This window comes from Planctomicrobium stercoris (assembly GCF_051465655.1).
GTDB lineage: Bacteria > Planctomycetota > Planctomycetia > Planctomycetales > Planctomycetaceae > Planctomicrobium.
The window spans coordinates 3,193,893-3,219,964 of sequence record NZ_CP195791.1 but is presented as its reverse complement, the minus strand read 5'-3'; the positions used below and the strand labels follow the sequence as shown (position 1 = coordinate 3,219,964).

Here is a 26,072-nt window from a genome sequence, read left to right as displayed (position 1 = left end):
AGCTGGTCATTTCTCATTCACCGGTTTGCTTTTTCCCGCACGCAACCAGCCTAGAATGTCAGCGACATCTTGGGGCTGCAGTGATTCGACAAGGTTCTCCGGCATCAGCGAAACATTACTGGCCTTGATTTCCTCAATATTCTTTCGCAGCAGTGTTTGAATTTTTCCTTCGGGCTGCTTGAGCGTGATACTGCTGGCCGATTCTCCTCCCAGCACGCCCGACAGCACGCGACCGTCAGTACAAAGCACAGAATAAGTGGTGTACCCGCCGGTAATGGTGCCGCTGGGATCGAGAATGTCCTTCAGGATCGTTTCTTCAGCTCGCTTGAATTCCGCCGTTAAATCCGGCCCGACTGCAGATCCGACGCCATGTGCTTGATGGCAGATACCGCAGTGCTTTTCATACAGGACCTGTCCACGTGAAAGATTCCTTTCACCATTTAATGCTGCGGAGTAGCGTTCAAGCAAATCTTGAATATCCCGCGTCTGTGCCTTGAACAACTGGCTGGCGCGGTCGCGAATTTCTGCATTGCCATCACTCAGGAGGGCCGATCGCTGGACGGCCGAAAGGAATGCCACGGGGAAAGCCTGAGCTTCCAGTGCGGAGACGACCTCCGGCAGGCGGTCCCGACGGGAGAATACTGCAGTCAGAATTGCATCGCGAACCTGGGGAGTGCTGCCAGTAATCGCAGCCAGTAATCCCGAGGTCACTGCAGGATCATTTTCACCGGAGATTTCACTCACCGCGGCCAGACGGGCGTCTCTTTCTGCCTGGATGTCATTCATTGTCTCGAATGCCAGAGCGAGCCGAGCTGTTCTTTCTTCCGGCGATTCCAGTTGGAGACGCTGAATAAGAATCTTTGCCACTTCGGCGACTACGTTATCCGGATGTTCTTGCGATATTTTCAGAGCAGCAACCGCTTCTGAGGAAAGCGCCACACTGACAGGACTTGCGATTCCAGCCGCCAGTCCTTCCCAGCACAGCCGCTGGCAGTCCAGATCCTCAATCTGCGGGAGCAGCGTCAACAGGCCGGATAACTCCTCCGGATTCCTGCGAGCCGCCACGGCAGATGCCAGCGGAGTCAGCAGTTGCCGGGCCTGCTCCATCGATTGGGGAGCCGCCAAGAGCGTACTTAACATTTCTCCAGCCCGGCTGCCTCCCAGTGAACTCATGATTGCGGTGTCAATCCATTGCACCTGGCCATGTTTACGGGCAATTTCCGCCAGCATTGCTAAAGCTCGCGGGGCTTCGCTCTCCCCTAAAGATAACGCCGCTTGCAACACAACCGACGTATCCTTCTCTTGTGCCAGCTCAAGAATCTTGTCAAAGATCTTCGGCTGGCTATGAAGCCATGGTTCCGCCAATCTCATCGCCGCGATACGTACGCCGGCGTCAGCAGCAGACAGTGTTTCCAGAACCGTCTGCACCTGGAGGACATTTAGTTCCGCCAGAGTTTGCAGAGCATTGATGACGACTTCCGGAGAACTCGACTCATTTGCGAGCCGGGCAATGGCTGGACCCGCGGAGTTCTGTCTCTGTTCCACGAGAAGCCGCCGGGCGGTCTGACGATGCCATAAACCGGGGCTGGCCAATTCTTCGACCAGTTCTTCCGGCGGGAAGCGTGTCATATCAACCATGGGTAGCGGGTGAGCGTCGCAATGTGTCAATCGCCAGACACGTCCGTAATCGTTGCCGTTCGCCAAACCATATTGCTGCTGAAGATAACGGGGTACCGCAGAATAATCTTCAATAATTTCTCGATAGTAATCGACAATGTAGATATAGCCGTCAGGTCCAAGCGACAACGAAATTGGATTAAACCAGGAGTCAGTCGACGCCAGAAATTCCGACTGCTGCTCTTCGGGGATTCTGCTGAGCAACAGACGAGTCTCCTCTCGAGTCAGCAAACCGCGAAACACCATGTTCTGAGACGGTTCGCAGATCAACAGCTCTCCATGCAACCCGGGCAGAACGTTATCCCGATAGACAAGCGGAGTGCACGCCGAAGTGAAATATCCATTCGGTGCCGTTTCAGCGATGCCATAGCTGTCCATATAGAACTTGGAAAACCCGGGGTCTGCTGCCCGATGTGTCCGCCAGGGATGGGGTTTGCTGAGAGGGTACGCCACCTGTATCTCCGATGGCAGTTCCAGTCCGCTGGCGGCGAAATCCGGATTTCGAGCAAGGTAGCGCCACGAAATCGGAGCCACCATTACGGCAGGGTTGACTGTTTGATTGACAATCCGCTCTCCACGTTCGGTAAATGTGGCCCCAAAGGTATAGCTGATTCCCGGAATCGGCTCGATGGCCGACCCATCATCCTTCATACGAAAGTCTGTGTTCGGTATGTAAGTCGGCTCGGTCAATTGCGGCCCTGTAATCCACCCAGCGTGACCTGACATGGAGACGGTAATCCAACCATCCGCTCCCCACTGCGGCGAGTTGATGGACCGGTCCAGCGCATCTATTGAGAACCCGCTGTAAAGAACCTCGCGGATCTCTGCTTCGCCATCGCCATCTCTGTCGGCCAGAAAAAGAATATCCGTAGTACAGACCGCGATGATTCCATCACGGGCCGGACAGATCCCATAGCAAGGAAGAAGCCTGTCGGCAAAGACCACCGCCTTATCCATGACACCGTCACCATCGGTGTCTTGTAATCGCTTAACTGTTCCATAAACTCCTGGTTTCGCTGCCTCTTTTGCCTCAGAACTGGCCTGAATTCGCTGCACAACCCGATCAAGCTTTCCAGTCTTGTTCAACTCCAGAATGTCATAATGCCCTTCGAGGTTATAGCCGTGAAGCTCGGACACGTAGAGGTGGCCATGGGCATCCCAACAGACCCCAGAAGGTTGCTGGGTGACGGGCTCACAGGCGATCAGTTCCAGACGAAATCCGTCTGGAACGTGAAAACATTTCTGGCTTTCGGCCGGAGTTTTGGGCTGTGGAGCATCGTCCGGCACTGGGATTTCTGCCTGACTCAAATCAACTAAAAGAATAACCGCAACAAACAATTGAACTATTGAGACACCTCGCTTCACAACGACCTCGTCATAGTTACGGGAACTTATTTCGCGTTCCCTGTCTGGCATGAGTGATGTCTAACTAAAAATAGCTAGTCTATCGAGACTTATTGCACACGCTTATTGAAAGCTGATGGATGAGCCAGAGATCGAAGAGTTGAGCTGATGAGCATGAAGCACCATTACAGCGAGTTTTTCACTTCGGTTTTGACAAGACGTCGGGAATCCCTTTCCCCGCACGCGAGACTTCGGCGTGATAATCCTGGCCCAGAAAAGCAGCCAACGTGGCGGCAATCTGATTTTGGGTCACCCGTTGGCAATGCTTTCGCTCCCCCAGAGCCGGCGTATCAGGACCGATGAATGCCATCCAGATGTCGTCCGACCCATCGGTGATTTGATCATGATTTTTCCAGTCTTCAGGTCCCGATCCTCGACCATGATCCGTTGAAATGATGAATGTCGTCTTGTCACGATACTGACCCAGAGACTGTGCTATCTCCCACAGTTGCCGGATATAGTTGTCGACGGCATGGGCATCATCCAGGACGACATCATATTGTCCTGCATGGGCCGCCTTGTCTGTCTCCAGAAAACCAACATAGAGTACCCGCGGTTCATGCCGGATCAGATGCTCACGGGCAGCTTGAAACGTGACGGAGTCAATATTCGTTGGAGGATTCTGTGCGATGAATTCATTGAGTTGTTGCTGCCTCGCATTGGGATGTTCTTCGGGGACCGGTTCCCAGCCACCCATGACTGGAAACTCGCATCGCTGGCGATTGATAATGTAAGGCATCACTTCCCAGGAATGGAAAGCGGCCACCTTTCCATCAAACTCAGGTTTACGATGCAGCCATTCCAGCACCGTATAGTTTTCATTAGGACTTTTGTTATTGCTGGCAATATTTGGGTCAGCGAATCCGGTGAGAATTTCGTTATAACCTGGATAGGAAAACTTCATCGTGTTCGTGATCTGCGCGGGGCTTCCTTTGTCCCGATTGCCGAAAATCTGTCCGTCCCTGGCCACTGTGCTCCAGAGAAACGGCAGGAGTGCTTCTCGCCTTTCTTCAGGAGTATTGCGCCAGTATTTGTCCTGATACGCTTTCACATCTGCTAGACCTTCAAGCAGATCTTTCTCAGCGCCGGTGAAGACTTCCTGACAACGGAGTCCATCGGTGGTAATCAGCACAACATTCTGCGTTTTTAGGTCCTGCGCAAAGGCGAAAGTTGCAGTCCAGATCACGCACAAGAGGAACAGCCAACCCAGAAAACTCATGAGAAAAAGCTCTCCTCTCAATATCATCGAAAACGTTTCTTAGTTGAAAAATGCACGAACCGGCGCTGCCAACTATCAATCACGAACCGTTCATTTTGCCGGAGGTAATACGTCAGGAATCACTTTGCCCGCTCGCGAAACTTCGGCGCGATAGTCCTGGTCCAGAAACGCCGCCAGTGTTGCGGCGATCTGATCTTGCGTGACCCGATGGCACTGCTTTCGTTCTCCTAGAGCGGGAGTATCCGGCCCCAGAAAGGCCATCCACATGTACTCTGCTCCCACGGTTTCGGGATCGTGTTGTCTCCAGTCTTCCAGTCCCGAGCCCCGGCCGTGATCCGTGGTGATGATGAACGTCGTTTTGTCCCGATAATGGTCCAGGGACTGTGTTACTTCCCATAACTGTCGAATGTAGTCGTCTGCCTCATGCACAAAGCCCAGGACCTGGTCGTATTGGATATAATGGGCCATGTCCGGTTCCGAGAAACCGACATAGAACAGACGTGGTTGATGGCGGAGCAGATGTTCACGTGCTGCCTGAAACGCCACAAAATCAATTTGGCCCGGAGGATTTTTAGCGATCAAATCATTGATCTCCTGTTGTCGGGCATTGGGATGCTCCTCAGGAACCGGCTCCCAACCCGCCATCACGGGAAAATCGCACCGCTGACGGTTGATGATGAAGGCCAATCCTTTCCAGGAGTGGTAGGCCGCCACTTTGCCATCGAACTCGGGTTTACGATGCAGCCATTCCAGAACAGTCGAGTTTTCGTTGAGAATCAAATCGTTGCTGTCGATTTTCGGGTCGGCAAAACCAGTGAGAATTTCGCTATAGCCCGGGTAGGAGATTTTCGTTTTGTTGGTGATCTGCGAGACGCTTCCCTCATTGCGATTGCCGAAAATCTGCCCATCCTTCGCTACCTTGCTCCAGAGGAACGGCATTAGTACCTCGCGTCGTTCCTGGGGTGTCTTTCGCCAATACTTGTCCCTGGCGGCTTTCGTGTCATCTGCAAACCTGAGGAGATCTTCCTCGGCCCCCGTGAAGACTTCCTGCCAACGAAGTCCATCGATCGTGATCAGCACAACATTCTGCGTCTTCAAGTCCTGGGCAGAGGCCGAAACTCCATTCCAGACAATGCTCAAAACGAACACCCAGACGGGGGGGCATCCCTGGAGAATTTTTTTGCCAAAAGTCATTGAAAAGATTTCCATTTTGAAAGATTCAATTGTGATCTTCTGCGGAGCCTCTCTTAGTACTCTCGCTTCCCTTTGAGCCCTGGGGCAGGGATCGGGTACTTGCCGTTCTCCGTCATCTGCACAGGGGCTGGGCCATCGGAAGTCAGCTCTGACAGTCCTGGTGCGAATTCGTGATCGCCATTTAACAATTCATCGAACGTGATTTCCTGGCCGGTATGAGCAGCCATACGTCCCATCGAAGTGACGAGGCTGGACCGCACGCCCCGCGGAACTTCGTTATAGGGTTTGTCATTGCGGATGGCGTCGATAAGATCGGCCCATTCCTGCTTGTAGGGCGACCCCTCTTTCACGGGGTATTGCCATGCCAGTTTTGAGCGGACAAAGTTCTGACCGGAGTAGATACGAGTCTTAGCTGGGAAATGTCCGTTTTCACAGACGACCGCACAGCCTTTGCTGCCGTGGACGTAAGTGCCGAACTCTTGCTTTACGTTCGGCATAGTGCGACCGAACACGAACATCTTGCAGCCATCTTTAAAGGTATATTCGACGGAGTAATTGTCGAAGTTTTGATCGACATAATCGTCTCGATAGTGACGACCTCCGGAAGCCTGAGCGGTTACAGGGAAGTCATCTTTCATCCAGCAACACTCATCGATATTGTGAATGTAGAAATCACTGAAACAGCCTCCGCTTACCCACAGAAATCCGTGGAAGTGTGCTACTTGATACAGGACTTCAGAAATATTGCCTGTATAAGGAGGGACAAAAGCGGAGCCTTCAGGGCCATGCATCCGGTAAGCCCGCAGCAGGTTCAATTCGCCGATTTCTCCGTCCTGAATGCGATTAAACAGCTCCTGGCGAGCGGGGCTGTGACGGCACATCAGGCCGACACCGCACTTCAGGTTCTTCTGCGAAGCCTGTTCGGCCAGATCAAGCATTTTCTTTGACGTCGGCCCGTCAACAGTGACCGGCTTCTCCATGAAGACATTCAGCCCCTTTTGAATCGCGTATTGAAAATGCACCCAACGGAAGGCGGGAGGAGTTGTCAGAATGACGACATCTCCCGGTTTCAGGCAGTCCATCGCTTGCTTGTATGCATCAAACCCAATGAATTTACGCTCGGGCGGAACATCAATCTTGTTTTCGAATGCTCCGTTGATGGCGTTGTAGCTCAGAGATAAATTTCCATTAAAAACGTCTGCCATTGCCTTCAATTTGATGGGGCCGGCATCAATCGAAAGAGCATCGGCAACAGCTCCGCTTCCACGACCACCGCATCCTACCAAGGCTAGATTAATCGTGTTTTCTTCGCTGGCAAATGCCTTGGAAAACAACAATTGACTCGAGGCTACAGTCACCGCTAAATTTCCGGTGGTCTTCAGCATGTCACGGCGAGATAATTCGGCGGGATCAAATTTGAGCATTCAGCAATTCTCCTGCAGGACTTCTAATGACTTGTATATGTACAGCTTTCCAAGGCGTAATAGCTGGAAAATATTCGCCGACTCTCATCCCGAATCCATGCTGAATCGTGACAGAGTAATCCAAACCGCTCGGGGGAAAATCTCGATAAATCATCTCCGGGATGTCCATCGATGAGCCATTTTGCCAGCCAGCGACCCACTGCTGCCGATCCTGCAATCCCCATTCCTCCGCATCCGGTCGCAAACAAAACATTCTCCAATCCCGAGACTGGACCAATCACGTATTTGCCATCCGGGGTACAGGTGACCATTCCTTGTCGGTATTGAGCCACGGACAGTTTGCCTAACACCGGAAACAAAGATGACAGGCGGCGCGTTGCCTCTGCAGAGAGTGCGGGCGTCGGCAAAACGTCCGCGGTTCGCCAATCCGGTTGCTCTTCCAGATCATAAGCTAATGCTTCTTCATCAAAGAGGCCGTAAAGATATCCCCCTGCTTCGGGTCGCAAATAACAACTGTGATCCGGAATTCGAACAACAGGGTGATGTGCCGGCATGCGCGTCGAAGGGCACGTCCTCAACTGCTGCAACCGAATGGGTTGAGCGGGAAGGTCCACACCACATACCGCCGCCAGATGACGGGTCCATGGCCCTGAAGTCACAACGAGCTGGCTCGCGTGAAATCTTCCTTGATTCGTAGAAAGATCAAGTTCGCCATGTAACGTTGGTTCAATATTCAAAACCTCAACACCGCAACAGATATTTACACCCTCCCTTTCCGCTGCCGTCCCCAGCGCTCTGGCAGTCGTTGCAGCGTCAACAAAACCATCATTAGGGAGAAACAATGCAAATTCGACGCGATCAGTTTCAAGCTCCGGCGCCAGATGACTGATTTCCCTGCGAGAGATTTCGAATATGTCGATACCGTGTTGCTGCGCCGACTTGGATTGCTTTCGCAATGCCTGAGTTCTTTGTGAATTCAATGATAAATGCAGGCTGCCGCTGCGCTGGAAGCTGGTGGGAATTCCGGTTTGCTGTTCGAAATCCGCATATAGATCCAGTGCATAGCCTACGGCGTTCATCATCAGGGGATCAGAACGCAATTGGCCGATCTGCCCCGCAGCCTGAAGAGTGGTCTCCGATGCTACTGCGGTTGCTCGCTCGAACACCACGATCCGTAATTGAGGATCGGCATCAATCAAATGCCACGCGGTGCTGAGTCCCCAGATTCCGCCTCCGACGATGGCGATATCATAGTGCCTGTCGAAATCCGAAATGACCATGTGTTCTCCGATTGATGAGTGAAACGTCTGAGACTGCTGTTTTGCTCCTCTCGGACCATTGGGTATAAACATGTGAAGTTATGATTGAATCTGTCCGAGGAGGCATAGCGATGGCGGGTCTCAACGTTTCATTGCAAGTGATCTGAACTCCTCGATACTCTCACAGCTGCATCATTCTTCTTTTTGCAGTCATATCCGCAGATGTCACACTTGCCACGACTGCTATTTATCAGCGAAATCCGCGTTGAAATTCGATACAGGACAACCGCTAACTCTTTTAATTCAGTGAGCGTGCTGCCGACACGGATAATGCACCGACAACAGCTCCTTGATCACGTCTCAAGTGGACTTGAGCATGAATAGGCGGGATTATTGGGAATGTTGAGAAGCTCTCCTGAAACTGACGGAGTATATCGGTTTACATGATTAATCCGTTAATCTGAACTCAAATACATTGTCCTTATCAGGAACCACTTCTGCCTTCAACGGAGTTTTGTCAGGCTGACTGTACTGCTTCGGGGTCAGGAAAACTTCTTGAACTTTGGCACCAGGGATTTCGTCTGGCCCCACCTTATCTGAACCACCAGTGATTTTGCGTTTCTCGATGGTCACCTGATATTGACCTGCCGGCGCTCCGTCGGCATTCCCGTAAGCCTGAGTCGCGAGACGGAAGCGGCCTTGGGAATCAGTTCGGGCAAAGACCGTCGCTGATTTATCCTCCGAGTGAAAGACGACCATGGCTTCTTCAAGTGGCTTTTCCTTGTAAAGAACCTGACCGCTTGCAGGGAATACTTTCGGACGCTTCTCCGCCCATGGATCTTTATAAGTGGAGCAGCCTGCGGAGATGATAATCACGGCCAGCATTAAGCCCCTCATTAACTGTACAAGGCGATGCCGCAGGGGATTGTTGAATGGGGAAGACACGGTTTCTCCTCTTTATTCAGAGAAATTTTGCAAGGAATTCGTCACATCTAAAGAGACTTGCCGCCGACTAAAAGGCCCCGATCACTTCTGAGCCACCCCTGCTTCCCAAGGCGCCCCAGACACCATAGGGGCTGATTCCCCCGGTCACCTCACTGGAGTAGCTCAGGTCACCGGTACTGATGTTTTCAGAGATAAAGCGAACCGAACCATCGGCAAACACAGCTTGGACACCTCCGGTATGCTGGCTGGCCGCTGGAAGGAATCCGCCCCCATAGTCCCCCATCGACATGCAGGATGGCGCAGAATTGGGAGGAAGAATCGTATTGAATCCGGTGTACGCGGTCTGCCCCATCGCCCAGCCATGCCCCCGGATATAACCACTGTACATGGGGGTTCCGGAAGCATATGCATCGGTCGATCTATTAAACATGGCCAAACAGGTAATCGGGCTGATGTCCATCCCCAGGTGAGGTGCCAGATTTCCACGGCCACTTCCGTCAGCCGACTCTGGCCGATCCAGTTCGGAAAGCGCGATCGTATTACTCGTCCCGTCGGACACATCGCGCATTCGCACGGCCGAATTATGACCGAAGATTCCTCGATTATTTTGTCCTTGGCTATAACCGCCGATCCATGTTCCCATCATCTGCGCGTCGGTCCGTGAATCTCCTGCGCTGAATGCGTAATTGACTCGCCCCACAACAGCCACGGAGCCTGGTACCGTAAGCCCGTCCGACGGACAAAGAAGCATGCTTAACTCAGTTGTCCAGGGAGCAAAGGAAGCATTCCAGGGGACAACTTGAGAGGGATTGCTCTGAATCACTTGATACGTTGCCTGCTGGTCATAGAACGGCAGCAACGCGACAAAACCGCTCAAACAATTTCGGTAACTGGTAGCAGAATCTCCACCATCGTAAAGTCCAGGTCCATTGGCTCTTGAGGGGAACATGTTGTAGACATCATGATAGTTCTGCACTGCCAGCCCAAGTTGCTTCAGATTGTTCTTGCACTGGGACCGGCGGGCCGCCTCACGAGCTTGTTGGACAGCTGGCAGCAGGAGTGCGATCAGGACCGCAATGATCGCGATCACCACTAATAACTCAATAAGCGTAAAGCCACGTTTGCGAGACGCTGTCGAATATGGCATGAGTCGTCCTTCGAGTTGACTAGGTAAAATGCCTGAGAGAATGGAATTTGAAGTTGTGTGATGGAACTCATTATTCTTTTCAGGGCAAGCGATCTCCATGATATTCCTTACAATACGATTGTCGATTTGCACATGAAGGCTCGCCCCGAAATCTTGTCGGCGCTTCTCCTGGAGGATTCCAGCAACAGAGGAGGTTTTGAGATTGCTTAACAACCTTGGAACATCTGCTAGAAGTCTCCAATCACTTCTTTGCCGCTCTTGCTTCCCAAGGCTCCCCAGACGCCATAGGGGCTGTTTCCAGTGGACACTTCACCGGAGTAACTGAGATTGCCTGTGTTGATGTTTTCCGAGATGAAACGGACAGAACCATCCGCAAACACAGCCTGTACTCCCCCAGTATGCTGGCTGGCTGCCGGAAGGAATCCGCCTCCATAGTCTCCGTAAACCAGACAGGATGGCGCGGAGTTGGGAGGAAGAATGGTGTTGAACCCGACAAAGGCGATCTTCCCTGTGGCCCAGCTATGTCCTCGAGGCCAACCTGTGTTCATGGTGGTTCCGGAAACATAGGCTCGAGTCGAGTTATCGAACTGTGTCAAGCAGGATGCGGGGCTGGTCTCACCCAGGTTGATTGCAATATTCCCGCGCCCGCTGCCGTCGGCTGTATCAGGCCGATCAAGTTCAGACAGCGCGATCGTGTTGCTCGTCCCATCGGACACTTCGCGGATCCGAATGGCCGAATTATGGCCGAAGATCCCCCGATTGAATTGTCCGTGAGTGTAAGCTGGAGTGAAGTCAAGCATCATCATCTGCGTGTCGCTCCGCGAATCTCCTCCACAGAAGGCATAATTTGATCGTCCGACTGTAGCCACAGTAGCACTCGCGGCGGTCGGCGAGTCGGAAGGGCACAGAAGTACGCTTAACTGCGTCGTCCAAGGGGCGAACGTGTTGTTCCAGGGACTGGTCGGGGATGTATTGCTCTGAATCAGCTGGAACATGGCCTGCTGGTCGTAGAATGGCAGCAGGGCGACAAAACCGCTCAAACAGTTTCGATAGGTGGTGGCAGAATCTCCGCCATTGTACAAACCAGGCCCGTTCGCCCGGGACGGGAAAATGCTGTAGGTGTCATGGTAATTCTGTATGGCCAGGCCGAGCTGCTTCAGATTGTTCTTGCACTGTGATCTCCGGGCCGCTTCACGTGCCTGCTGAACCGCCGGCAGCAGCAGTGAGACCAGAACGGCAATGATCGCGATCACGACCAGCAGTTCAATCAAGGTAAAGCCACGTTTGTGCGATTTTGTCGAATGCGACATGTTCTATCCTTCAGGTTGAGCGATATCAAAAGCGTTGAAAGAAGATATTGGAAGGGTATTTGTGGTGATGATTGTTTCAAGTTCCATCAGCAATCTCCATGGCGTTTTTTACAATCGAATTGTCGATTTGCACATTGACCGCCCAGCGTTGTACGATCTGCCAAGAGTTTCCTGAAAAACGTTTTCGGTTCGATTCATGAGTCCTCCCCCCCCTCCTGCTGGCTCTTCATTCTGGAATCACCGTCGAGTCACGCTGTTGATTCAGACGGCGACTGACTGGAGCCGTCAGGTTCTCTCGGGGATTGCAAGGTATGCTGATGAACGCCTGGGCTGGGACTGTTACCTGGAACCCCGCGGAGTCGATGAACGAATGTTTTTGCCGCGCGACTGGAAAGCCGATGGCGTCATTCTCCGGCTCACACATCCGGGCCTGCAAGCGGCCATTGCTCGGAAACGCATCCCGGCAGTGAATGTTTCGTGGCTAGGAGAGCACAGCTCCACCGTCCCGAAGGTCATCTCTGATGAAAGAGGCTGTGGCGAGCTGGCTGCCCGCTTTTTTCTGGGGAAAGGGTTTCGCAGCTTTGCTTCCGTGGGACCACGCCGCGAGGGGTACAGTGACCTGTTTGAGAAGAGCTATCAAACATTGGTCGAAGGCTTCGAGTATCAACGTTTTGTTCCGCGTCCTGGCGGTCCGACGCGCGACCGCGCACGTCTTATTAAGTGGTTGCGAGGTCTGTCAAAGCCCGTGGCACTGGTCGTCTGGGATACGAACCTGGGACGGGAAGTGGTGCTCGCCAGCCTGAGTGCCTCTTTCCAGATCCCAGACCAGATTGCGGTGCTATGCCTGGAGGCTGAGCCCCTTGTTTCATCCCTGTGTCCGGTTCCCCTCTCCTATATCGATCAGGATGGTGATGCCGTAGGCTATCAGGCGGCCTCTGTTCTCGAATCGATGATGTTTGGAGCGCCACCACCCACAGAGCCAATTCTAATTCCTCCCATTCATGTTGTAGAACGTGTTTCAACGGATGCTGTCGCTGTTCGTGATCCCCTGGTAGCGCGTATCATGCGGTATATTCGCAACCGAGCATCCAGCCCGATTGCTGTGGCTGATCTCGAAAGAGAATTCGATATGAGTCGTCGGCAACTGGAACACCGATTTCTGATTGAACTTGGCCATAGTCCGGCCGCTGAAATTCGTCGTGTCAGACTCATACTGGTCAAGGATCTTCTGCGCAAAACGAATCTCACCTTGGAGGAAATCGCTGCCCGGTCTGGTTTTCAAGACCCTTCTGTGCTTATTCGCAGCTTCCAGAGAGAGGCCGGACAAACCCCTGGCGAGTTCCGCAAATCGCCCCGTACGATCCCACGTGCTGAAGCCCCAGAGAACTGACCCTGTGCCCCGCCGAAATCAGCGTTCTGTATTCTGGAGAAGGTCCGTTGTACGAAGTTCCGCCACATGAAGCCTCGACGCTGACCGCTCCATCGGTCTCGGAGATGAACGCGTCTCAGAGTCTCTCCGCCGAGACTTTCCTATCAGGTCTGAGGCGAGGGTTGAGCTGTCAGTCCGGTTGGCTCTTCACGATCTATGCCATGCTCGCAGCCTTCATCGGGTATGTGAGTGTGTATGCATTTCGCAAACCATTCACGGCAAGCGCGTATGAAAACCTTCCACCGATCATGTTCCTGGGGATCGCATTTGATTATAAAACCATCGCGATCATCAGTCAGCTGCTGGGGTATACCTGCTCCAAGTTCATGGCGATCAAATTTGCGTCGGAGGCTCCCCTGAAGCGGCGGATCCCCATCGCCTTCGGACTGATTCTGCTGGCGGAGTTGATGCTCATTCTGCTCGCAGTCACCCCATTTCCTTATAACGTGCTGCTGCTGTTTGCGAATGGCCTCCCACTGGGAATGGTCTGGTCGATGCTGTTTGGGATCCTGGAAGGACGGAGGATCACGGAATTCCTGATGCTCGGGATGAGTCTCAGCATCGTCTTCTCTTCCGGATGGGTGAAGGGGGTCGGCTCCTGGACGATGCACACCTGGAACGTCTCCGAATTCTGGATGCCGGCGGTGACGGGAGTACTGTTCTTGCCGGTGCTGATGCTGTCGCTGCTCATGCTGTGGCATCTTCCTCCGCCAAATGAGGAAGATATCGCCCAGCGAACCCAGAGAGTGCCGATGGACCGAAGGGCCCGCTGGGCCTTCATCGTTCGTTACTGGCCGGGCGTGATCATGCTCGTGCTCGGACACATCCTGCTGATGACGTATCGGAGCATCCGCGACGATTTCATGGACAGTATCTTGAACGACCTTGGACATCAGATTAGGCCGGCCGATTTTGCGACGATCGAAAGTTGGGTTGGGGTGGCAGTCATCGCAGCCATGTGCACACTTTCGCTGGTTCGAGACAACCGAAGAGCGACCTGGGCGAACTTGTGTGTGATCATCTGCGGATCAATCCTGCTGGGCGCTTCGACCAAGTTGATGCAGGTCGGTCTGTTGACCCCGACCGCCTACTATATTCTCAACGGGATCGGACTATATTCCGCCCTCGTCCCGTACCAAAGCATCCTCCTCGATCGCCTGCTGGCCTCTTTGCCAACTGCGGCGACAGCAACCTTCCTGATCGCACTGTGCGATTCATACGGATATCTGTCAGTCGTTGTCACCTATTTATCGCACGATTTTTATCAATCGGCTACGCGCTCTCCTCTTCCTTGGGCGAATCTGCTGATCTGGACTAGCGATGTCGTGATGATCTTTGTACCGCTACTTGCAGCAGGGTGTGGATTCTACTTTGAAAACCAAAAGGAAAAATAACTACGCTCCTGCGGTTCCGCGACTTCACTTCACGTCGAGAGCGAATCGGCAACGGGCTGCGTGCATTCGACATGGCAGCCAAAATTGGCTGGGACACCGTCGATGCGGCATTGAGACGGTACGGAACTCCCTAATGAATACTTCATCACCCCTGGTGTGTGGTTCGAGCATTCGACTTGTAGACATCAGTGTAAAAACGTAGCGCCTGTCGGCGGAAAAGTGTGGCGCTGGTGGTTGAAAAAGACCCGGCGGGGAGAGGGTGTCGTGCCGGGAGGGTTGAACTGCGGTTGTGAGAACTCGCTGCTGTTATGTCGTCGCGGTGACAGCGGGGCTTGAGGGTTTTGCCTTCAGATTCTGCCGACGCCGTTTGGCGTCGGCCAGGCGGTAGCTTTCACCGCTGAACTCCAGGATATGGCAGCGGTGCGTCAGCCGGTCCAGGGCGGCTCCGGTGAGACGCTCGCTCCCCAGAACCTCCGTCCAGTTCTCGAACGGCAGGTTCGTCGTCACGATCAGGCTCAGTCGTTCGTACGCGGTGCTGATCACATCGAACAGCAACTCTGCCCCCACCTTGCTGGCAGGGACATAGCCGAGTTCATCCAGGATCAGCAGGTCGAGCCGAGAGAGCTGCTTCTTCAGTTTCAGCAGTGTCCGTTCTTCACGCGCTTCCAGCAGTTCCGTGATCAGCTCCGTCAGTCGAATTTTTTTCTCGGCTCCTGAAGTCGCACTTGAATGACTCCACAGTCAGCGATTCCCCGGTTTTACCGCGACTGGCCAGTCAGATCGCCAGGCAGTCTGATGCGAGTGAAGCTGCTCATATCCTCCAGTTGGTGGCCTCGCTGTCTGGTGAAAGGAAATCTCTCAAAACGGAATTGCTCGTCAGCATGATGTCCAATAGTCCGGATCTAAAACGGCGAATGTCAGATGGCCCAGAGGCTTCGGTTCTCGAATCTCTTTTCAATTCGGCGCGGGCTGAGATCGGTGAATCGCATCCTTTAGGAAAGCGTCTTGATGCGATCTCCGTGCTCCAGCTCAGTTCGAATCCCGAAGACCATCACCTCCTCGCCAGCCTGCTTGTCCCAAGTGAGCCTGTAGAGGTTCAGTCTGCGGCCATTACCGCACTCGGGACATTTTCCAGTGCAGATGTTGCATCGATCATCCTGGCAAGATGGTCTGAGTTGACACCATCCCTTCGTGCGAGTGCCGAAGAGCTCCTGTTTTCAAGGCAGCAGTGCATTGAGATCGTTCTGGAGAATATGGAACAGGGCCTTTTATCTCCACGAGACATTTCCCCCGCGAGACTGGTCGCGGTCATGGCCGGCGGAGACCCGGAACTTCAGGCACGGGCCAGGCGATTGTATGATTCAACAGGAGTGACGACGCGAGCCGATGTTCTCAAGCAATACTCTCACGTGGTGAATATATCGGGCAATGCAAGCGCTGGGAAACGCAATTTCGAAAAGCACTGTTCGGCATGTCATCGACTGGAAGGAGTCGGGCATGAGATTGGTCCCAATTTAGTGACGATCAAGAATCGCGGCAGAGAAACAATTCTTGTGAACATTCTCGATCCGAATCGTGAAATCAATCCCGAGTTCTTGAACTATATTGTCAGCCTCTCGGATGGACGCACCAAGTCGGGAATGATCCGGAACGAATCCGCTGGAAGTTTAACACTGCTGCGGGCGGAGAATCAGGTGGACTCTCTCTTGAGAAGCGAGATTGATCAAATCCGAAACTCGGGGCTCTCGCTGATGCCGGAGCAATTGGAAAAGCAGATGACTCCGGAACAGATTGCAGACCTGGTCGAATACTTGATGACCGTGCGTTAGCAGATACAGACATGGAAAACGAATGAGAGTAGCTGAAGTAATCGTGATGTATAAGATCAAGTTTCATGTCTCAATTATCCTCGTGTGGCTGTCATTTGGAGTCGCAGTGTCGGCAGATGAGCTCCAACACTTGCGGGAGTCACTCACCTTTCACGTCTCCTTTGACACCGGATTAGATGCAGTTTTTTCCCGTGGGAGGAGAGATTGCATACGCGAGCTGGGCAATGGAATCGAGATTTCAAATGGGGCAGGGCGATTCGGAAATTCACTTCATTTCAAGACCAAATCACCCGCTTGTCCGGTCTATAGTGGAAGCGAAATCCTGAATTATCGTCCGGAATCCTGGAACACCACCGTTTCGATCTGGCTGCGAATCAATCCAGACATTGAGCTGCAACCTGGGTACTGCGATCCCGTTCAGATCGTCGGGGACGACATGAAGAAAGGATTCGTCTTTCTGGAATGGTCCAAGGATGAAACGCCGCGCCGCTTCCGTTACGCAATGAGACCTCTTTTCCCCATCTGGAACCCCATGAATCTGAAATGGGATGAAATTCCCGTTCATAAGCGGCCGATGGTGGAAGTCGAGAACGCACCGTTTTCGTCAGATCTCTGGACTCACGTCGTTTTTACCGTCTCCAATGCCAATGACAAATCGAGGCGACAGTCAGGCCGCCTTTACCTGAATGGAGATGTAATCGCGGATATCGAGGAATGGGATCTGACATTCGGATGGGATCCACAGCAGACTCGACTTGTACTGGGGGCTTCTTTTATTGGACATATGGACGATCTGTCGGTGTTTGACCGGTCATTAGACGAATTCGAAGTTAAGCAACTCTACAAGTTGGAGAACGGTGTTGCAGATCTGTATTAAATCAATACGGATATGCATTTTTGAACAGATTTTTCACTCATAGCAAACGCCAGGTCCAGGGAGCGTTGTCCGTGATATCTCATTCTCCTAAGTGGAGACGACTCTTGTTCAAACCCCTGCGATGTGGCGAGTTCATTGCAGTCGCCTGGATCTCATTGACAGCGACATCCCTCTTTGCTGATACCGTTCCCGCTGCATCCTGGAAGGCGGGGACTGCAAAGGAAGTCATTACTCCGGAGAATGCGGTCTGGCTCGCTGGCTACGGAACGCAGCGAGTGCCTGATGGAAAGTTGCATGACATCTGGATGAAGGTGCTTGCACTGGTAGACTCTCAGGGGAATCGGGTCGTACTGGTGACGAGCGATTTTCAAGGAGTTCCTCGTTCGATGAGTGACCTGGTGTTTGAGCAGGTCAAAGAAAACTTTGGACTCGAACGCGACCAGATCATGATCACATTTTCGCACAACCATTGTGGCCCGCGTTTAGGTGATGATCTCATCGATTACTATCCGGTCGATGCGGATCAGGAAGGTTTAGTTGCGGCCTATACACGCACAATGGTTGATAAGATGGTCGCGCTGATTGGCAAAGCACTGGAGAGTCTTCAACCTGCAGAAATTTCAGTTGGTCGAGGAGTATGTACTTTCGCTGTCAATCGAAGAAACAATCGGGAAGCTGATGTTCCCGCTTTACTACAACAAGGCCAACGACTGGCAGGCCCGGTAGACCACGATGTGCCGGTTATGGCTGTACGCCGAAAAGATGGGACGCTCATGGCAATACTCTTTGGGTATGCCTGCCACCCGACGACTTTGAATTTTCTGAAATGGTGTGGCGATTATCCGGGCTTTGCGCAGCTGAAAATCGAAGAGTCGCATCCAGAGGCGATAGCGATGTTCGTCAACACATGCGGCGGGGATCAAAATCCAATACCCCGGCGCTCAGTCCAACTCTGCAAAGAATACGGCGACCAGCTGGCTGCAAGCGTGGAAAATGTCTTGGTACAGCCTCTTTTACCTGTGTCTCCCACGCTCAAATTTTCCTTTGCGTATGTGGAGCTTCCGTACCTGAGCGTCGTGACCCGTGAGGATCTGGAGCGAGAAGCAGCATCTTCCGGCGTCATCCGATCACGCTGGGCGAGACGACTCTTGAACAGGCTCGACGCCGGAGACAAGTTTGAATCCGCATACCCCTATCCGGTCCATGTCTGGAAACTCGGGACAGACATACTCATGATCGGGCAAGGCGCAGAGACTGTTGTTGACTACGCCTTGCGCTACAAGATCGAATATGGTCAGAACACGTGGGTGATGGGCTATGCGGATGACATGATTGCTTACATCCCTTCGGAACGAGTCTGGGTCGAAGGGGGCTACGAAGGGGGAGCAAATCTCTTTGAGTATGGTCGTCCTGCCTTTCGTTGGAGCAGCGGGATCGAAGAGCTCATCGCAGCGACAGTCGATCGACTTGTGACTCAAGTCAATCAAGATGACTGAATTGGCCTCTCACTCTGAAGTCAATGCAAGAGCGAAGGCGAAGCGGGGCTAGATTTCCCTGTGTGGGAGTTTCCCATCCCTTCTCGCTGGAGTACCTCAGTATGCACTTTCTGGTGTTCTTCGATCAGCTCACGCGAAGTTGTGCTCAGCGGGATGAACAGTTCATCGCGGTCGTCGAAGTGTGCGGGTTCAACGACTGGCTGATTCGGATGCTGCGGGATTACCGGTGCCACAAGGTCATCCTCATTCAGCCGGAGGAACGCAAACGCTGCAAGACCGACCGGCGTGATGCAGCGGCTCTCAGTGAACTGCTGTGGGTGAACCGGGATCGCTTCCTCGAAGGCAAACCCGTCCGCGGGCTGCGGCAGGTCAACATCTGCAGCACCACTCAGCAGGAGAACCCGCAAGCTCAGCACGCTGCGCAAAGAAGCGGGTCAGGCACAAACCCAGCTGGTCAACAAGATCAAGCACATCCTCCGGCGACACAACCTGCAATGGGAGCTGCCGACGAAGACCTTTCCCACCGTGAAGGCGATTGCCTGGCTCCGAGAGATTTCATTACCCCAGATCGATCGACTGGAGATGAACTTCCTGTTAGCCGATCTCAAGCAGATTCAGGAGAGACTGCTGGAACTGGAGAAGCTGATCGCACAGCGAGGACGTGATAACCCCAATGCCCAGCTACTCAAGACCATGCCGGGGATCGGCGCGTTCACAGCCATCTCGCTGGCTGCTGGGATCGGCGACGTCTCACGCTTCCCTCGAGCCAGAAGTCTCGCGAACTACTGGGGACTGACTCCCGGCTGTCGCAACAGCGGCGAGAACAACCAGCGACTCGGGAGAATCACCAAGGCCGACAACAACACGGCTCGGTGGCTGCTCGCCCAGGTGACCTATCAGGTGCTCCGCAAGGATGGTCGACTGCGGGAATGGTACAAGAAGATCAGGAGAAGACGACGCACTGAGACTCTCCGTGATCGACCAAAACTGCATGGACGCAGAGGTTCACCCTAATTCCGACCCGCTCAGTTTTTGGCGCTGATTTCTCGTCGAAACTTCTTTTTCATCAACATTTTTGCGTCCATTGCATCAATTGGACAGCGCGATTCAAGACGCAACACTCAAGCCCATAACAGACTCTAGCAGCCCGTTGAATTTCTCTCTGGCGGTTGACAGTGTTGGTAGACTGCCGGTGGTTGGGGTTTGAGGTCTTCAAGGAGGGTGGTCAATGGCACTGGGGAAGCGTGAAGAATCGCAGCAGCAGGAGTTCTGGATGCCGCTCCAGAACCTCTCGAAAGGGCCGGGGCATGTCTTTTATGACAAGCTCAATCAGGTCCTCGCCAAGGCTGGGGTCGACAAGGTTCTCGAAGAGCTCTGCAGCCCGTTTTACGCCAGCACGGGTCGCACGTCGATTCCACCGGGGGTCTACTTCCGCATGCTGCTGGTGGGGTACTTTGAAGGGATCGACTCGCAGCGAGGCATCGCCTGGCGGTGCGAAGATTCGTTGTCCTTGCGTCGATTCCTGGGGATTTCGCTGGGGAAAGAGACCCCCGACCACAGCTCGCTGACTCGCATCCGTGATCGGTTGCCGCTGGAGATTCACGAACAGGTGTTCGTGCAGGTGCTCAGCATCATCGATGAACACGGCCTGCTGAAGCTCAAATCAACCGGTGTGGACTCCACCTTGCTGGAGGCCAATGCGGCCATGAAGACGATCGTCCGCAAGGACTCGGGCGAAGACTGGAAGGACTATCTCAATCGCCTGATGCAGGAGGAAGGACTCATCGAAGAGGGAGAGACCCCCAGCGACGACGACCTGCGGAAGTTCGACAAAACCCGAGCCAGGCAGGGCAAGAAGAAGGTCTCCAACACGGACTGGGAATCCCCTTCAGACCCCGATTGCCGCATCGTGAAAATGAAGGATGGTCGCACTCATCTTGGTTATAAAGCCGAACATGTAATTGATCTGGACAATGAAGTCATCCTCTCTGCCACGGTCTGCCATGGAACGGACAGTGATGCCAGCACACTCATCGAAAGTGTGGTGAATGCCCAGCGAAACGTGATCCTCGCAGGCAGTTCCGAAGAGATTGAAGAGGTGGCTGCCGACAAGGGGTATCACAAGAACGAGACGATCACGCAGGCCACGCAGCTGGGACTGCGAACCTACATTCCCGAGCCGAATTCACCGTATGACCGCAAGTGGATCGACAAACCCGAGGACGTGCAGCAGGCGGTGTTCAACAACCGTTGTCGGATGAATCGAGCCAAGGGAAAAGATCTGCAGCGACAACGCAGCGAGAAAGTGGAACGCAGCTTCGCCCACATCTGTGAGACCGGCGGAGCGAGGCGAACGTGGCTGCGAGGACTCGAGAAGATCAACAAGCGTTACTTGATCGTGGCGGCTGCGAGGAACCTGGGCCTCCTCATGCTCAAAGCATTCGGAATCGGCAAACCCAGACACCTGCAAGGCGGAATCAGGGGACTGCTGGCACTCTGGGGAACCTGCCTACTGCTCTGGATCGCTCTGAGAAGCATGCTGCACTCACTGACAGCAAAGAAAACACTTCAGGCGAGGCTCCAGCACCCCAACTGGAAATCCAGTCCACATCAAACATTCACCCCCAGACAACTCAAAATCACCCCAACTTCAACAGGCTGCTAGCCGTAAGGATTTCCCGCATCATAAAGCTCTTGTATTTCCTGATCACTCAGGGCTCGACCAAGTATCACCATTTCATCGATACGGCCACTGAGTCGACGGTCATAAGTGTCCCAATTGCCAATCTGCGCGGCCCCGAGGAGCCCGGGATAGGCAGTGTCAAATTTCACTTCTCCATCTTTCCGCCCATTGAGGTAAACGCGAGCCACTTTTTGTTCCGAATCGTACACCACCGCCAGATGAGCCCAACGCCCCTGGTCGAACAAGTCGGATGCTTGCGACTCGATTTCGTGAGAATGCGCCCGGCTTCCCAGAACTCGACGGTTGTCTCGAATTGCCAGTCGCATGCTTTTCGACTGCGTCACCATCCAATGCAGTGCGCCTTGATCTTGAGGACCGAACCAGCGATTGGTGTGCAGAATCGAATGCAACTCCTCTGTCAAATGATCCAGTCGTGTCCATACCGCCATCGTTAGTTGCGGATGGGGCTGATCTCCTCCAACGTCCAGCTTCAAATGATCGCCTACGTGGACGAATTCCAATGCACAGGATCCTGGCCATCGTCCCTGGACAAGCTGAAACCTGCCATCAAGCGTCGATCCCAATTCAAAATCCTGCAGCATGATCAGCGATGGATCCCGCCTCAACCGCGCCAGCATGGATTCTGATTTCGTTTGCTGCCCCAACTGGATCGCTGCGTGTAACGAGGCAATCTCATTGGGTTGGATGAATGCGCCCGATCGCAAAGAACGAGACGCTTCCAAGCCGGCATGCATATGGACAGCGTCTCCGTGAAAGAGATTTCGGTTTTTGCCTCCGGCCTGCACTTCAGCGATCACTTCCCCCTGAAAGACATGAATCTCTGCATCTCCCCGCTGTGAAACGTCCACACCAAATCGCGTCCCCAGATCGATTGCGTTCCCAGAGGGTGTCAGCACAGTAAATCGCTTCGCTGAAGGGGGCACATCAGCTGCAAGTCGCCCTCTCACCAGATTCAAGCGATCGCTGGATTCGAATCGCAATTGCGCGGGAGCTTCGATCACGACTCGAGCTTTTTTGGCCGTGATCAGTGAGACAGTTCCGCTGTTGAGGAAATGCCAACGACCATCGAGTTGCATCCCTTCCTGAAGGCTGTTGTCACCAACACAGCTCTCGACCACTGCAAAATGATTTGTATCAGGTAGCCAGAGTCTCCACGGGCAGGTGATCAGCAGCAGAATCAAGCAGGCTAGCGACCACAATGCGACTGGCTGGCGCCTCCGTCCGTCGTCTCGGTGTGCGGTGTCCCGCTTCTGTGTCAAATCCTCCAGAGGTTCGTAGGAAATCTTCCCGACCAGGTCCCTGATTCCAGAGTCAAAGTATTTCAGCTCCAGAAATCGATCCCGCGAACGTTCATCATCTCGAATCAATTGATTCAACTGCTCGACTTCTGTCGCAGAAGCCCGGCCCTCAGAGTAACTGTCGACCAACTCGTCGAAGACAGAAAATTTCATGGTAAATGCTCCTCCGAGAGTTGCTCCCGCTGCATACATTCCAACAGTTGATGACGCATTCTACGCACCCACTGATAGAAACCGGAGACAGAGCGACCGCTCATCCGGGCGGCCTTCTGGATAGACATTCCAGGCTGATATGCGGAAATCAGGAATTTTTGATCCTGTTTTGGAAGCTTCTGAAAACAAAATTCGAGCGCAACGAGTTTTCGATGAAACTGCTGTTCCTGCCGCTCGGCGGCGACCGCGAGTAGGTTCACAACGTCGTTCGCCAAAACCACTCGATCGCGTCTCAGATCTCGCAATCTGGAAAGAACCTTATACCGGCAGATCCCAAATGCCCAAGACTTGAAATTGTAGTCCGGCAGCAGGTCGTCAAACCTCTCCCAAAGCACAACGGCAACTTCCTGTAGAACGTCTGCGGCATCGCTGTGTGTCGGAACGAGACTTCGAACGTAAGCCCGAATGGCAGGCTCATGCTGGGTAAACTCACGAGTAAATTCTGCGTGGCGATCAGCCTGAGTCTTCACGCGACTTCCTTACTCTTGAACTGCTATCGCACGTTGCAGTGCCTAAGAAGCGAGGGTCTTCCTGAAATCCATTGCAAACCGTCAACGTGAAGCATGACTTCCTGAAAATGTCATGGAATCAAGCTCGTATTTGAGCGATTTCAATCCTGGAACTACTTCCACAATCAGGCCTGATGTGGAAGGGTTTCCGTACTTTTCGGGGATCAGGCTTGTCGGCAGCGTCACCTTTTCTCCCGGTAAAGGCATTTTTCTGGCAGATTCTGCGTTCGAATCATAGGAGGTGATCGTTACTTGATATCTTCCCACCCGAGCCCCGGGAGAGGAAACCGTGGTGATCATCTGAAATTGCCCGTAACGAATCGTTCCAACTGCGGCATCTCCTCGGCCTGGATCCTCTGGGACGAATTTAATGTCTCCCTGCTCCAGCGGCTTGCCTTCGAAGAAGACGATGCCGTGGACCGGAATCATATCCGGGAGCGAATCCGTCGAATTCCCACAGCCCAGTGAGAACATGAACAACACAGCAAGGAGTATTAAATATTTCATATTTATGATTGTTTATTTTCGAGATAATAAAATGTGCCAGCCTCAATTCATGCTTGATGCTGAAGTTTGAAGATTAGTATTCGCCCACGACCTGACCGTCCTGCTTATTACCCAGATGACACAATGTCTGAAAATTCATGTTGTCGCTCAAGAACCTCACGCTTCCGTCGGCGAATACCGCGTGTGCACCTCCCACATGGGCGCTGGCCATGCCACCATTCTTTGCCCAAGGATCCGGCCATCCATCCAAGGGAAACTTGTTGGGATTGGTGGTGCGAACAGGACTGTTGATTCGAAGTCCTGTTGAGACTCCGTGCAGTAGATTTGAGAACATTCCAAAGTAAGAATTTCCTTCCGGACGTACTTCTCCGAGCAGAATTGTATTGCTGGTGCCGTCAGAAATGTCTCTCATTCGACTGACATAGCCCCCATTCACACCATTCGTTCCCCACACTTTCATGCCGACACCGAAAATTCCGGATGTGTAGGTCACCTGAGATCCCGTTGCAATCGTCGAGCAATACGCTGGCTTTCCATAGGCGGCGCAATCGGATGCGTTTGTGTCATCGTAGGTCGCTGGACCCCAACTGCACATATACGATGCTCCCTGGTGATTCACCGTGAACGGTCCATCGTAAGGCCCGAGTCTCGCCCCATCAGGGTTACTCGGACAGGCCTGGAATGGCCATTTTCTCTGCAGCACTTCCAGGTTGGGTGAAGAGGAAGACGGAAGATTGAAGTTCAATTGGTTATAAGCGGCCGAATGGTCAATATAGGGAAGGATAAAAGAATTGTATGTGTGGCCGAAATTGACAGCATTCCAATTGACAGGGATCGTAAAAATTGAGCCCATCGGGAATGTGCCGTGGGTGTCATGATAGTTATGAGTTGCCAGTCCAAGCTGTTTCAGTTTATTTTTGCATTCACTTCTGCGTGCGGCTTCGCGGGCCTGCTGCACGGCAGGAAGAAGCAATGCGACCAGAACTGCGATGATGGCTATCACCACCAGCAACTCAATCAGCGTGAACCCGCGTCTCAGTCGTTTGGAAAACGGCATGACAAAGCTCCAGGAGAAGTTCGATTTCAGTGAAGATCGACAAAAAAAACGCATCTGTTTTTGCCACCGAGGCGGAAGTGATCTTCATGGGCAGCAGAAGATCGAATTGCTTCCAAGCCTGGCCTCATCAGCAGTGGACCACTAAAAGCGATAAATTGAGCGGAAATTAAAAACTCAACCCCATCCAATTTCCGCCAATCTCAGAAATTGCTGATTGTTTTTTCGACACCACTGAATCCAGAGTAGCATCAGTCGCCATGCAATAGTCGCAAGTGGATTTCAAATCAAGACTTGCAATATCTGAAGCTGAACGAAATATTTCGAAATTTGGTTTGCAAACATGGCCCCGCCGTTCAGGATCTTCTCTTCAGATCGAGCTGTGAGTAACCTCCTGGTAGCGGAACGCCGATCAGTCCTGTGAGGTCGGCTGCAGCTGAGGCCACTTTGCAAGAACAGCCCGTTCCCATTCCTGCGCCATTCGCTGATGACCGCGATAAGTCGGATGAATTCCATCCCAGATCCAGTACTCGGCAGGTGCTTCCTCGACGGCCTGATCGAACGCCGTTTGAAAGTGAACGACCGCGGCATCGTATTTTTGCGCCAGCCTTTCGACGATGACAGACCGCTGGTTCAGTCCACGAGACCAGCTTTCCCAGTTGCTTTTGACTCCCCCGACGGGTAATCCGAACGGTTCGCAGAGCACGAGCTTGACATCGGGGAGAGACTTCCGGGTCTGGGCCAGTAGTTCATCGTACGTCTGCTCGAATTCGTTCATCGGAATCTGGCTGTCCTGATCATTCACTCCGATCAGAATGCTTAAGACATCGGGCTTCAGATCGAGGGTGTCGGGCTGCCAGCGTTCTTTCAGATTTCGAATTGTATTTCCACTGATTCCGCGATTGACAAAGTCGAGGTTGAGCTCGGGAATTTCGCCCCCAAATTTCGCAGCGATCAAAAAGGCATATCCGTGACCGAGGATATGATTGGGGTCGGAATTTCGACCGCGGTTTCCATCGGTGATGGAGTCTCCCTGAAAGAGAACGCGGCTGTTGGGAGTAAAGATGGCTGGCACGGCAGATCTGGGAGACTCGGCCCATAACGTCATTGCCAGCATTACGATCAGGACAGGAGCGGAGAAGTGAGTGCAATTCATGATGTTGTTCTTTCAAAGTTCTATTTC

The 26,072-nt window shown here is 53.0% G+C and carries 21 protein-coding genes and 1 pseudogene; 7 read left to right on the top strand and 15 right to left on the bottom strand.

Going from position 1 to position 26,072, the window contains the following annotated elements:
- Nucleotides 1–6: 6 nt before the first annotated feature.
- The 8 genes from SH661x_RS13155 to SH661x_RS13120 all read right to left on the bottom strand — a co-directional run bounded on the left by SH661x_RS13155 (nucleotide 7) and on the right by SH661x_RS13120 (nucleotide 11,579).
- Entirely contained in the window at nucleotides 7–3,093 is a 3,087-nt protein-coding gene (locus SH661x_RS13155) for a PVC-type heme-binding CxxCH protein (RefSeq protein WP_437222102.1), read from the bottom strand.
- Nucleotides 3,094–3,220: 127 nt separating this feature from the next.
- Nucleotides 3,221–4,300: an alkaline phosphatase family protein gene (locus SH661x_RS13150; RefSeq protein ID WP_437222099.1), complete on the bottom strand. Its 1,080-nt coding sequence runs from the start codon at nucleotides 4,298–4,300 to the stop codon at nucleotides 3,221–3,223.
- A gap of 90 nt (nucleotides 4,301–4,390) precedes the next feature.
- Complete coding sequence (locus tag SH661x_RS13145; protein ID WP_437222097.1) at nucleotides 4,391–5,494, bottom strand: alkaline phosphatase family protein; 1,104 nt, start codon at nucleotides 5,492–5,494, stop codon at nucleotides 4,391–4,393.
- 53 nt (nucleotides 5,495–5,547) lie between these two features.
- Nucleotides 5,548–6,918 (bottom strand): Gfo/Idh/MocA family protein, encoded by a 1,371-nt coding sequence (locus SH661x_RS13140; RefSeq protein ID WP_437222094.1) that lies wholly within the window; start codon nucleotides 6,916–6,918, stop codon nucleotides 5,548–5,550.
- 23 nt (nucleotides 6,919–6,941) lie between these two features.
- The gene (locus tag SH661x_RS13135; protein WP_437222091.1) at nucleotides 6,942–8,198 is read right to left on the bottom strand and encodes an NAD(P)/FAD-dependent oxidoreductase; all 1,257 of its coding nucleotides are present in this window, start codon (nucleotides 8,196–8,198) and stop codon (nucleotides 6,942–6,944) included.
- 426 nt (nucleotides 8,199–8,624) lie between these two features.
- The gene (locus SH661x_RS13130) at nucleotides 8,625–9,062 is read right to left on the bottom strand and encodes a carboxypeptidase-like regulatory domain-containing protein (RefSeq protein ID WP_437222088.1); all 438 of its coding nucleotides are present in this window, start codon (nucleotides 9,060–9,062) and stop codon (nucleotides 8,625–8,627) included.
- A 127-nt stretch (nucleotides 9,063–9,189) separates the two neighbouring features.
- Nucleotides 9,190–10,269, bottom strand: a complete 1,080-nt coding sequence (locus SH661x_RS13125; protein WP_437222085.1) for a DUF1559 family PulG-like putative transporter — start codon at nucleotides 10,267–10,269, stop codon at nucleotides 9,190–9,192.
- A 227-nt stretch (nucleotides 10,270–10,496) separates the two neighbouring features.
- Nucleotides 10,497–11,579 (bottom strand): DUF1559 family PulG-like putative transporter, encoded by a 1,083-nt coding sequence (locus tag SH661x_RS13120; protein WP_437222083.1) that lies wholly within the window; start codon nucleotides 11,577–11,579, stop codon nucleotides 10,497–10,499.
- Between the two features lie 196 nt (nucleotides 11,580–11,775).
- On the opposite strand from SH661x_RS13120, the gene SH661x_RS13115 reads away from it, so the two are divergent.
- On the top strand, nucleotides 11,776–12,969 hold the full coding sequence (locus tag SH661x_RS13115) for a substrate-binding domain-containing protein (protein WP_437222080.1): 1,194 nt from the start codon (nucleotides 11,776–11,778) through the stop codon (nucleotides 12,967–12,969).
- Nucleotides 12,970–13,016: 47 nt separating this feature from the next.
- Nucleotides 13,017–14,402, top strand: coding sequence for a DUF5690 family protein (locus SH661x_RS13110; protein WP_437222077.1), 1,386 nt, complete (start codon nucleotides 13,017–13,019; stop codon nucleotides 14,400–14,402).
- A gap of 306 nt (nucleotides 14,403–14,708) precedes the next feature.
- Here SH661x_RS13110 and SH661x_RS13105 read toward each other — a convergent pair.
- Nucleotides 14,709–15,095, bottom strand: a pseudogene (locus SH661x_RS13105) (ATP-binding protein); the annotation flags it as partial.
- Between the two features lie 221 nt (nucleotides 15,096–15,316).
- Between SH661x_RS13105 and SH661x_RS13100 the strand changes: the two are divergent.
- The 3 genes from SH661x_RS13100 (at nucleotide 15,317) to SH661x_RS13090 (ending at nucleotide 18,604) form a co-directional block, all read left to right on the top strand.
- Nucleotides 15,317–16,231, top strand: a complete 915-nt coding sequence (locus tag SH661x_RS13100; RefSeq protein ID WP_437222074.1) for a c-type cytochrome — start codon at nucleotides 15,317–15,319, stop codon at nucleotides 16,229–16,231.
- Nucleotides 16,232–16,667: 436 nt separating this feature from the next.
- A complete protein-coding gene (locus SH661x_RS13095) occupies nucleotides 16,668–17,108 on the top strand; it encodes a LamG-like jellyroll fold domain-containing protein (protein ID WP_437222072.1) in 441 nt (146 codons plus the stop codon).
- A gap of 71 nt (nucleotides 17,109–17,179) precedes the next feature.
- Nucleotides 17,180–18,604, top strand: coding sequence for a neutral/alkaline non-lysosomal ceramidase N-terminal domain-containing protein (locus SH661x_RS13090; protein WP_437231197.1), 1,425 nt, complete (start codon nucleotides 17,180–17,182; stop codon nucleotides 18,602–18,604).
- A gap of 20 nt (nucleotides 18,605–18,624) precedes the next feature.
- On the opposite strand, the gene SH661x_RS13085 is transcribed toward SH661x_RS13090, so the two are convergent.
- Complete coding sequence (locus SH661x_RS13085; RefSeq protein WP_437222070.1) at nucleotides 18,625–19,011, bottom strand: hypothetical protein; 387 nt, start codon at nucleotides 19,009–19,011, stop codon at nucleotides 18,625–18,627.
- 118 nt (nucleotides 19,012–19,129) lie between these two features.
- On the opposite strand from SH661x_RS13085, the gene SH661x_RS13080 reads away from it, so the two are divergent.
- Nucleotides 19,130–19,618: a transposase gene (locus SH661x_RS13080; protein WP_437222068.1), complete on the top strand. Its 489-nt coding sequence runs from the start codon at nucleotides 19,130–19,132 to the stop codon at nucleotides 19,616–19,618.
- Between the two features lie 214 nt (nucleotides 19,619–19,832).
- The gene (locus SH661x_RS13075) at nucleotides 19,833–21,269 is read left to right on the top strand and encodes a transposase (RefSeq protein WP_437222065.1); all 1,437 of its coding nucleotides are present in this window, start codon (nucleotides 19,833–19,835) and stop codon (nucleotides 21,267–21,269) included.
- Here SH661x_RS13075 and SH661x_RS13070 read toward each other — a convergent pair.
- From SH661x_RS13070 to SH661x_RS13050, 5 genes are all read right to left on the bottom strand, one after another.
- Nucleotides 21,266–22,759, bottom strand: a complete 1,494-nt coding sequence (locus SH661x_RS13070) for a LamG-like jellyroll fold domain-containing protein (protein ID WP_437222062.1) — start codon at nucleotides 22,757–22,759, stop codon at nucleotides 21,266–21,268. The two genes, SH661x_RS13075 and SH661x_RS13070, sit on opposite strands and share 4 nt — an antisense overlap.
- Nucleotides 22,756–23,289 carry a sigma-70 family RNA polymerase sigma factor gene (locus tag SH661x_RS13065; protein WP_437222060.1) on the bottom strand — a complete coding sequence of 178 codons (534 nt, stop codon included), beginning with the start codon at nucleotides 23,287–23,289 and terminating at the stop codon, nucleotides 22,756–22,758. Before SH661x_RS13065 ends, SH661x_RS13070 begins: the two co-directional genes overlap by 4 nt.
- A gap of 81 nt (nucleotides 23,290–23,370) precedes the next feature.
- The gene (locus SH661x_RS13060) at nucleotides 23,371–23,757 is read right to left on the bottom strand and encodes a hypothetical protein (RefSeq protein WP_437222058.1); all 387 of its coding nucleotides are present in this window, start codon (nucleotides 23,755–23,757) and stop codon (nucleotides 23,371–23,373) included.
- Nucleotides 23,758–23,908: 151 nt separating this feature from the next.
- A complete protein-coding gene (locus SH661x_RS13055) occupies nucleotides 23,909–24,892 on the bottom strand; it encodes a DUF1559 family PulG-like putative transporter (protein ID WP_437222055.1) in 984 nt (327 codons plus the stop codon).
- A gap of 409 nt (nucleotides 24,893–25,301) precedes the next feature.
- The gene (locus SH661x_RS13050; protein ID WP_437222053.1) at nucleotides 25,302–26,045 is read right to left on the bottom strand and encodes an SGNH/GDSL hydrolase family protein; all 744 of its coding nucleotides are present in this window, start codon (nucleotides 26,043–26,045) and stop codon (nucleotides 25,302–25,304) included.
- Nucleotides 26,046–26,072 lie beyond the last annotated feature (27 nt).

Excerpts from the sequence above, each read along its gene's own strand:
- SH661x_RS13150 (WP_437222099.1), bottom strand. The coding sequence starts at position 4,300 with ATGAGTTTTCTGGGTTGGCTGTTCCTCTTGTGCGTGATCTGGACTGCA.
- SH661x_RS13140 (WP_437222094.1), bottom strand. The coding sequence starts at position 6,918 with ATGCTCAAATTTGATCCCGCCGAATTATCTCGCCGTGACATGCTGAAG.
- SH661x_RS13100 (WP_437222074.1), top strand. The coding sequence starts at position 15,317 with ATGTCAGATGGCCCAGAGGCTTCGGTTCTCGAATCTCTTTTCAATTCG.
- SH661x_RS13130 (WP_437222088.1), bottom strand. The coding sequence starts at position 9,062 with ATGCTGGCCGTGATTATCATCTCCGCAGGCTGCTCCACTTATAAAGAT.
- SH661x_RS13060 (WP_437222058.1), bottom strand. The coding sequence starts at position 23,757 with ATGATTCCGGTCCACGGCATCGTCTTCTTCGAAGGCAAGCCGCTGGAG.
- SH661x_RS13135 (WP_437222091.1), bottom strand. The coding sequence starts at position 8,198 with ATGGTCATTTCGGATTTCGACAGGCACTATGATATCGCCATCGTCGGA.
- SH661x_RS13075 (WP_437222065.1), top strand. The coding sequence starts at position 19,833 with ATGGCACTGGGGAAGCGTGAAGAATCGCAGCAGCAGGAGTTCTGGATG.
- SH661x_RS13115 (WP_437222080.1), top strand. The coding sequence starts at position 11,776 with ATGAGTCCTCCCCCCCCTCCTGCTGGCTCTTCATTCTGGAATCACCGT.
- SH661x_RS13050 (WP_437222053.1), bottom strand. The coding sequence starts at position 26,045 with ATGAATTGCACTCACTTCTCCGCTCCTGTCCTGATCGTAATGCTGGCA.
- SH661x_RS13155 (WP_437222102.1), bottom strand. The coding sequence starts at position 3,093 with ATGCCAGACAGGGAACGCGAAATAAGTTCCCGTAACTATGACGAGGTC.
- SH661x_RS13070 (WP_437222062.1), bottom strand. The coding sequence starts at position 22,759 with ATGAAATTTTCTGTCTTCGACGAGTTGGTCGACAGTTACTCTGAGGGC.
- SH661x_RS13120 (WP_437222083.1), bottom strand. The coding sequence starts at position 11,579 with ATGTCGCATTCGACAAAATCGCACAAACGTGGCTTTACCTTGATTGAA.
- SH661x_RS13095 (WP_437222072.1), top strand. The coding sequence starts at position 16,668 with ATGAAGAAAGGATTCGTCTTTCTGGAATGGTCCAAGGATGAAACGCCG.
- SH661x_RS13055 (WP_437222055.1), bottom strand. The coding sequence starts at position 24,892 with ATGCCGTTTTCCAAACGACTGAGACGCGGGTTCACGCTGATTGAGTTG.
- SH661x_RS13125 (WP_437222085.1), bottom strand. The coding sequence starts at position 10,269 with ATGCCATATTCGACAGCGTCTCGCAAACGTGGCTTTACGCTTATTGAG.
- SH661x_RS13145 (WP_437222097.1), bottom strand. The coding sequence starts at position 5,494 with ATGACTTTTGGCAAAAAAATTCTCCAGGGATGCCCCCCCGTCTGGGTG.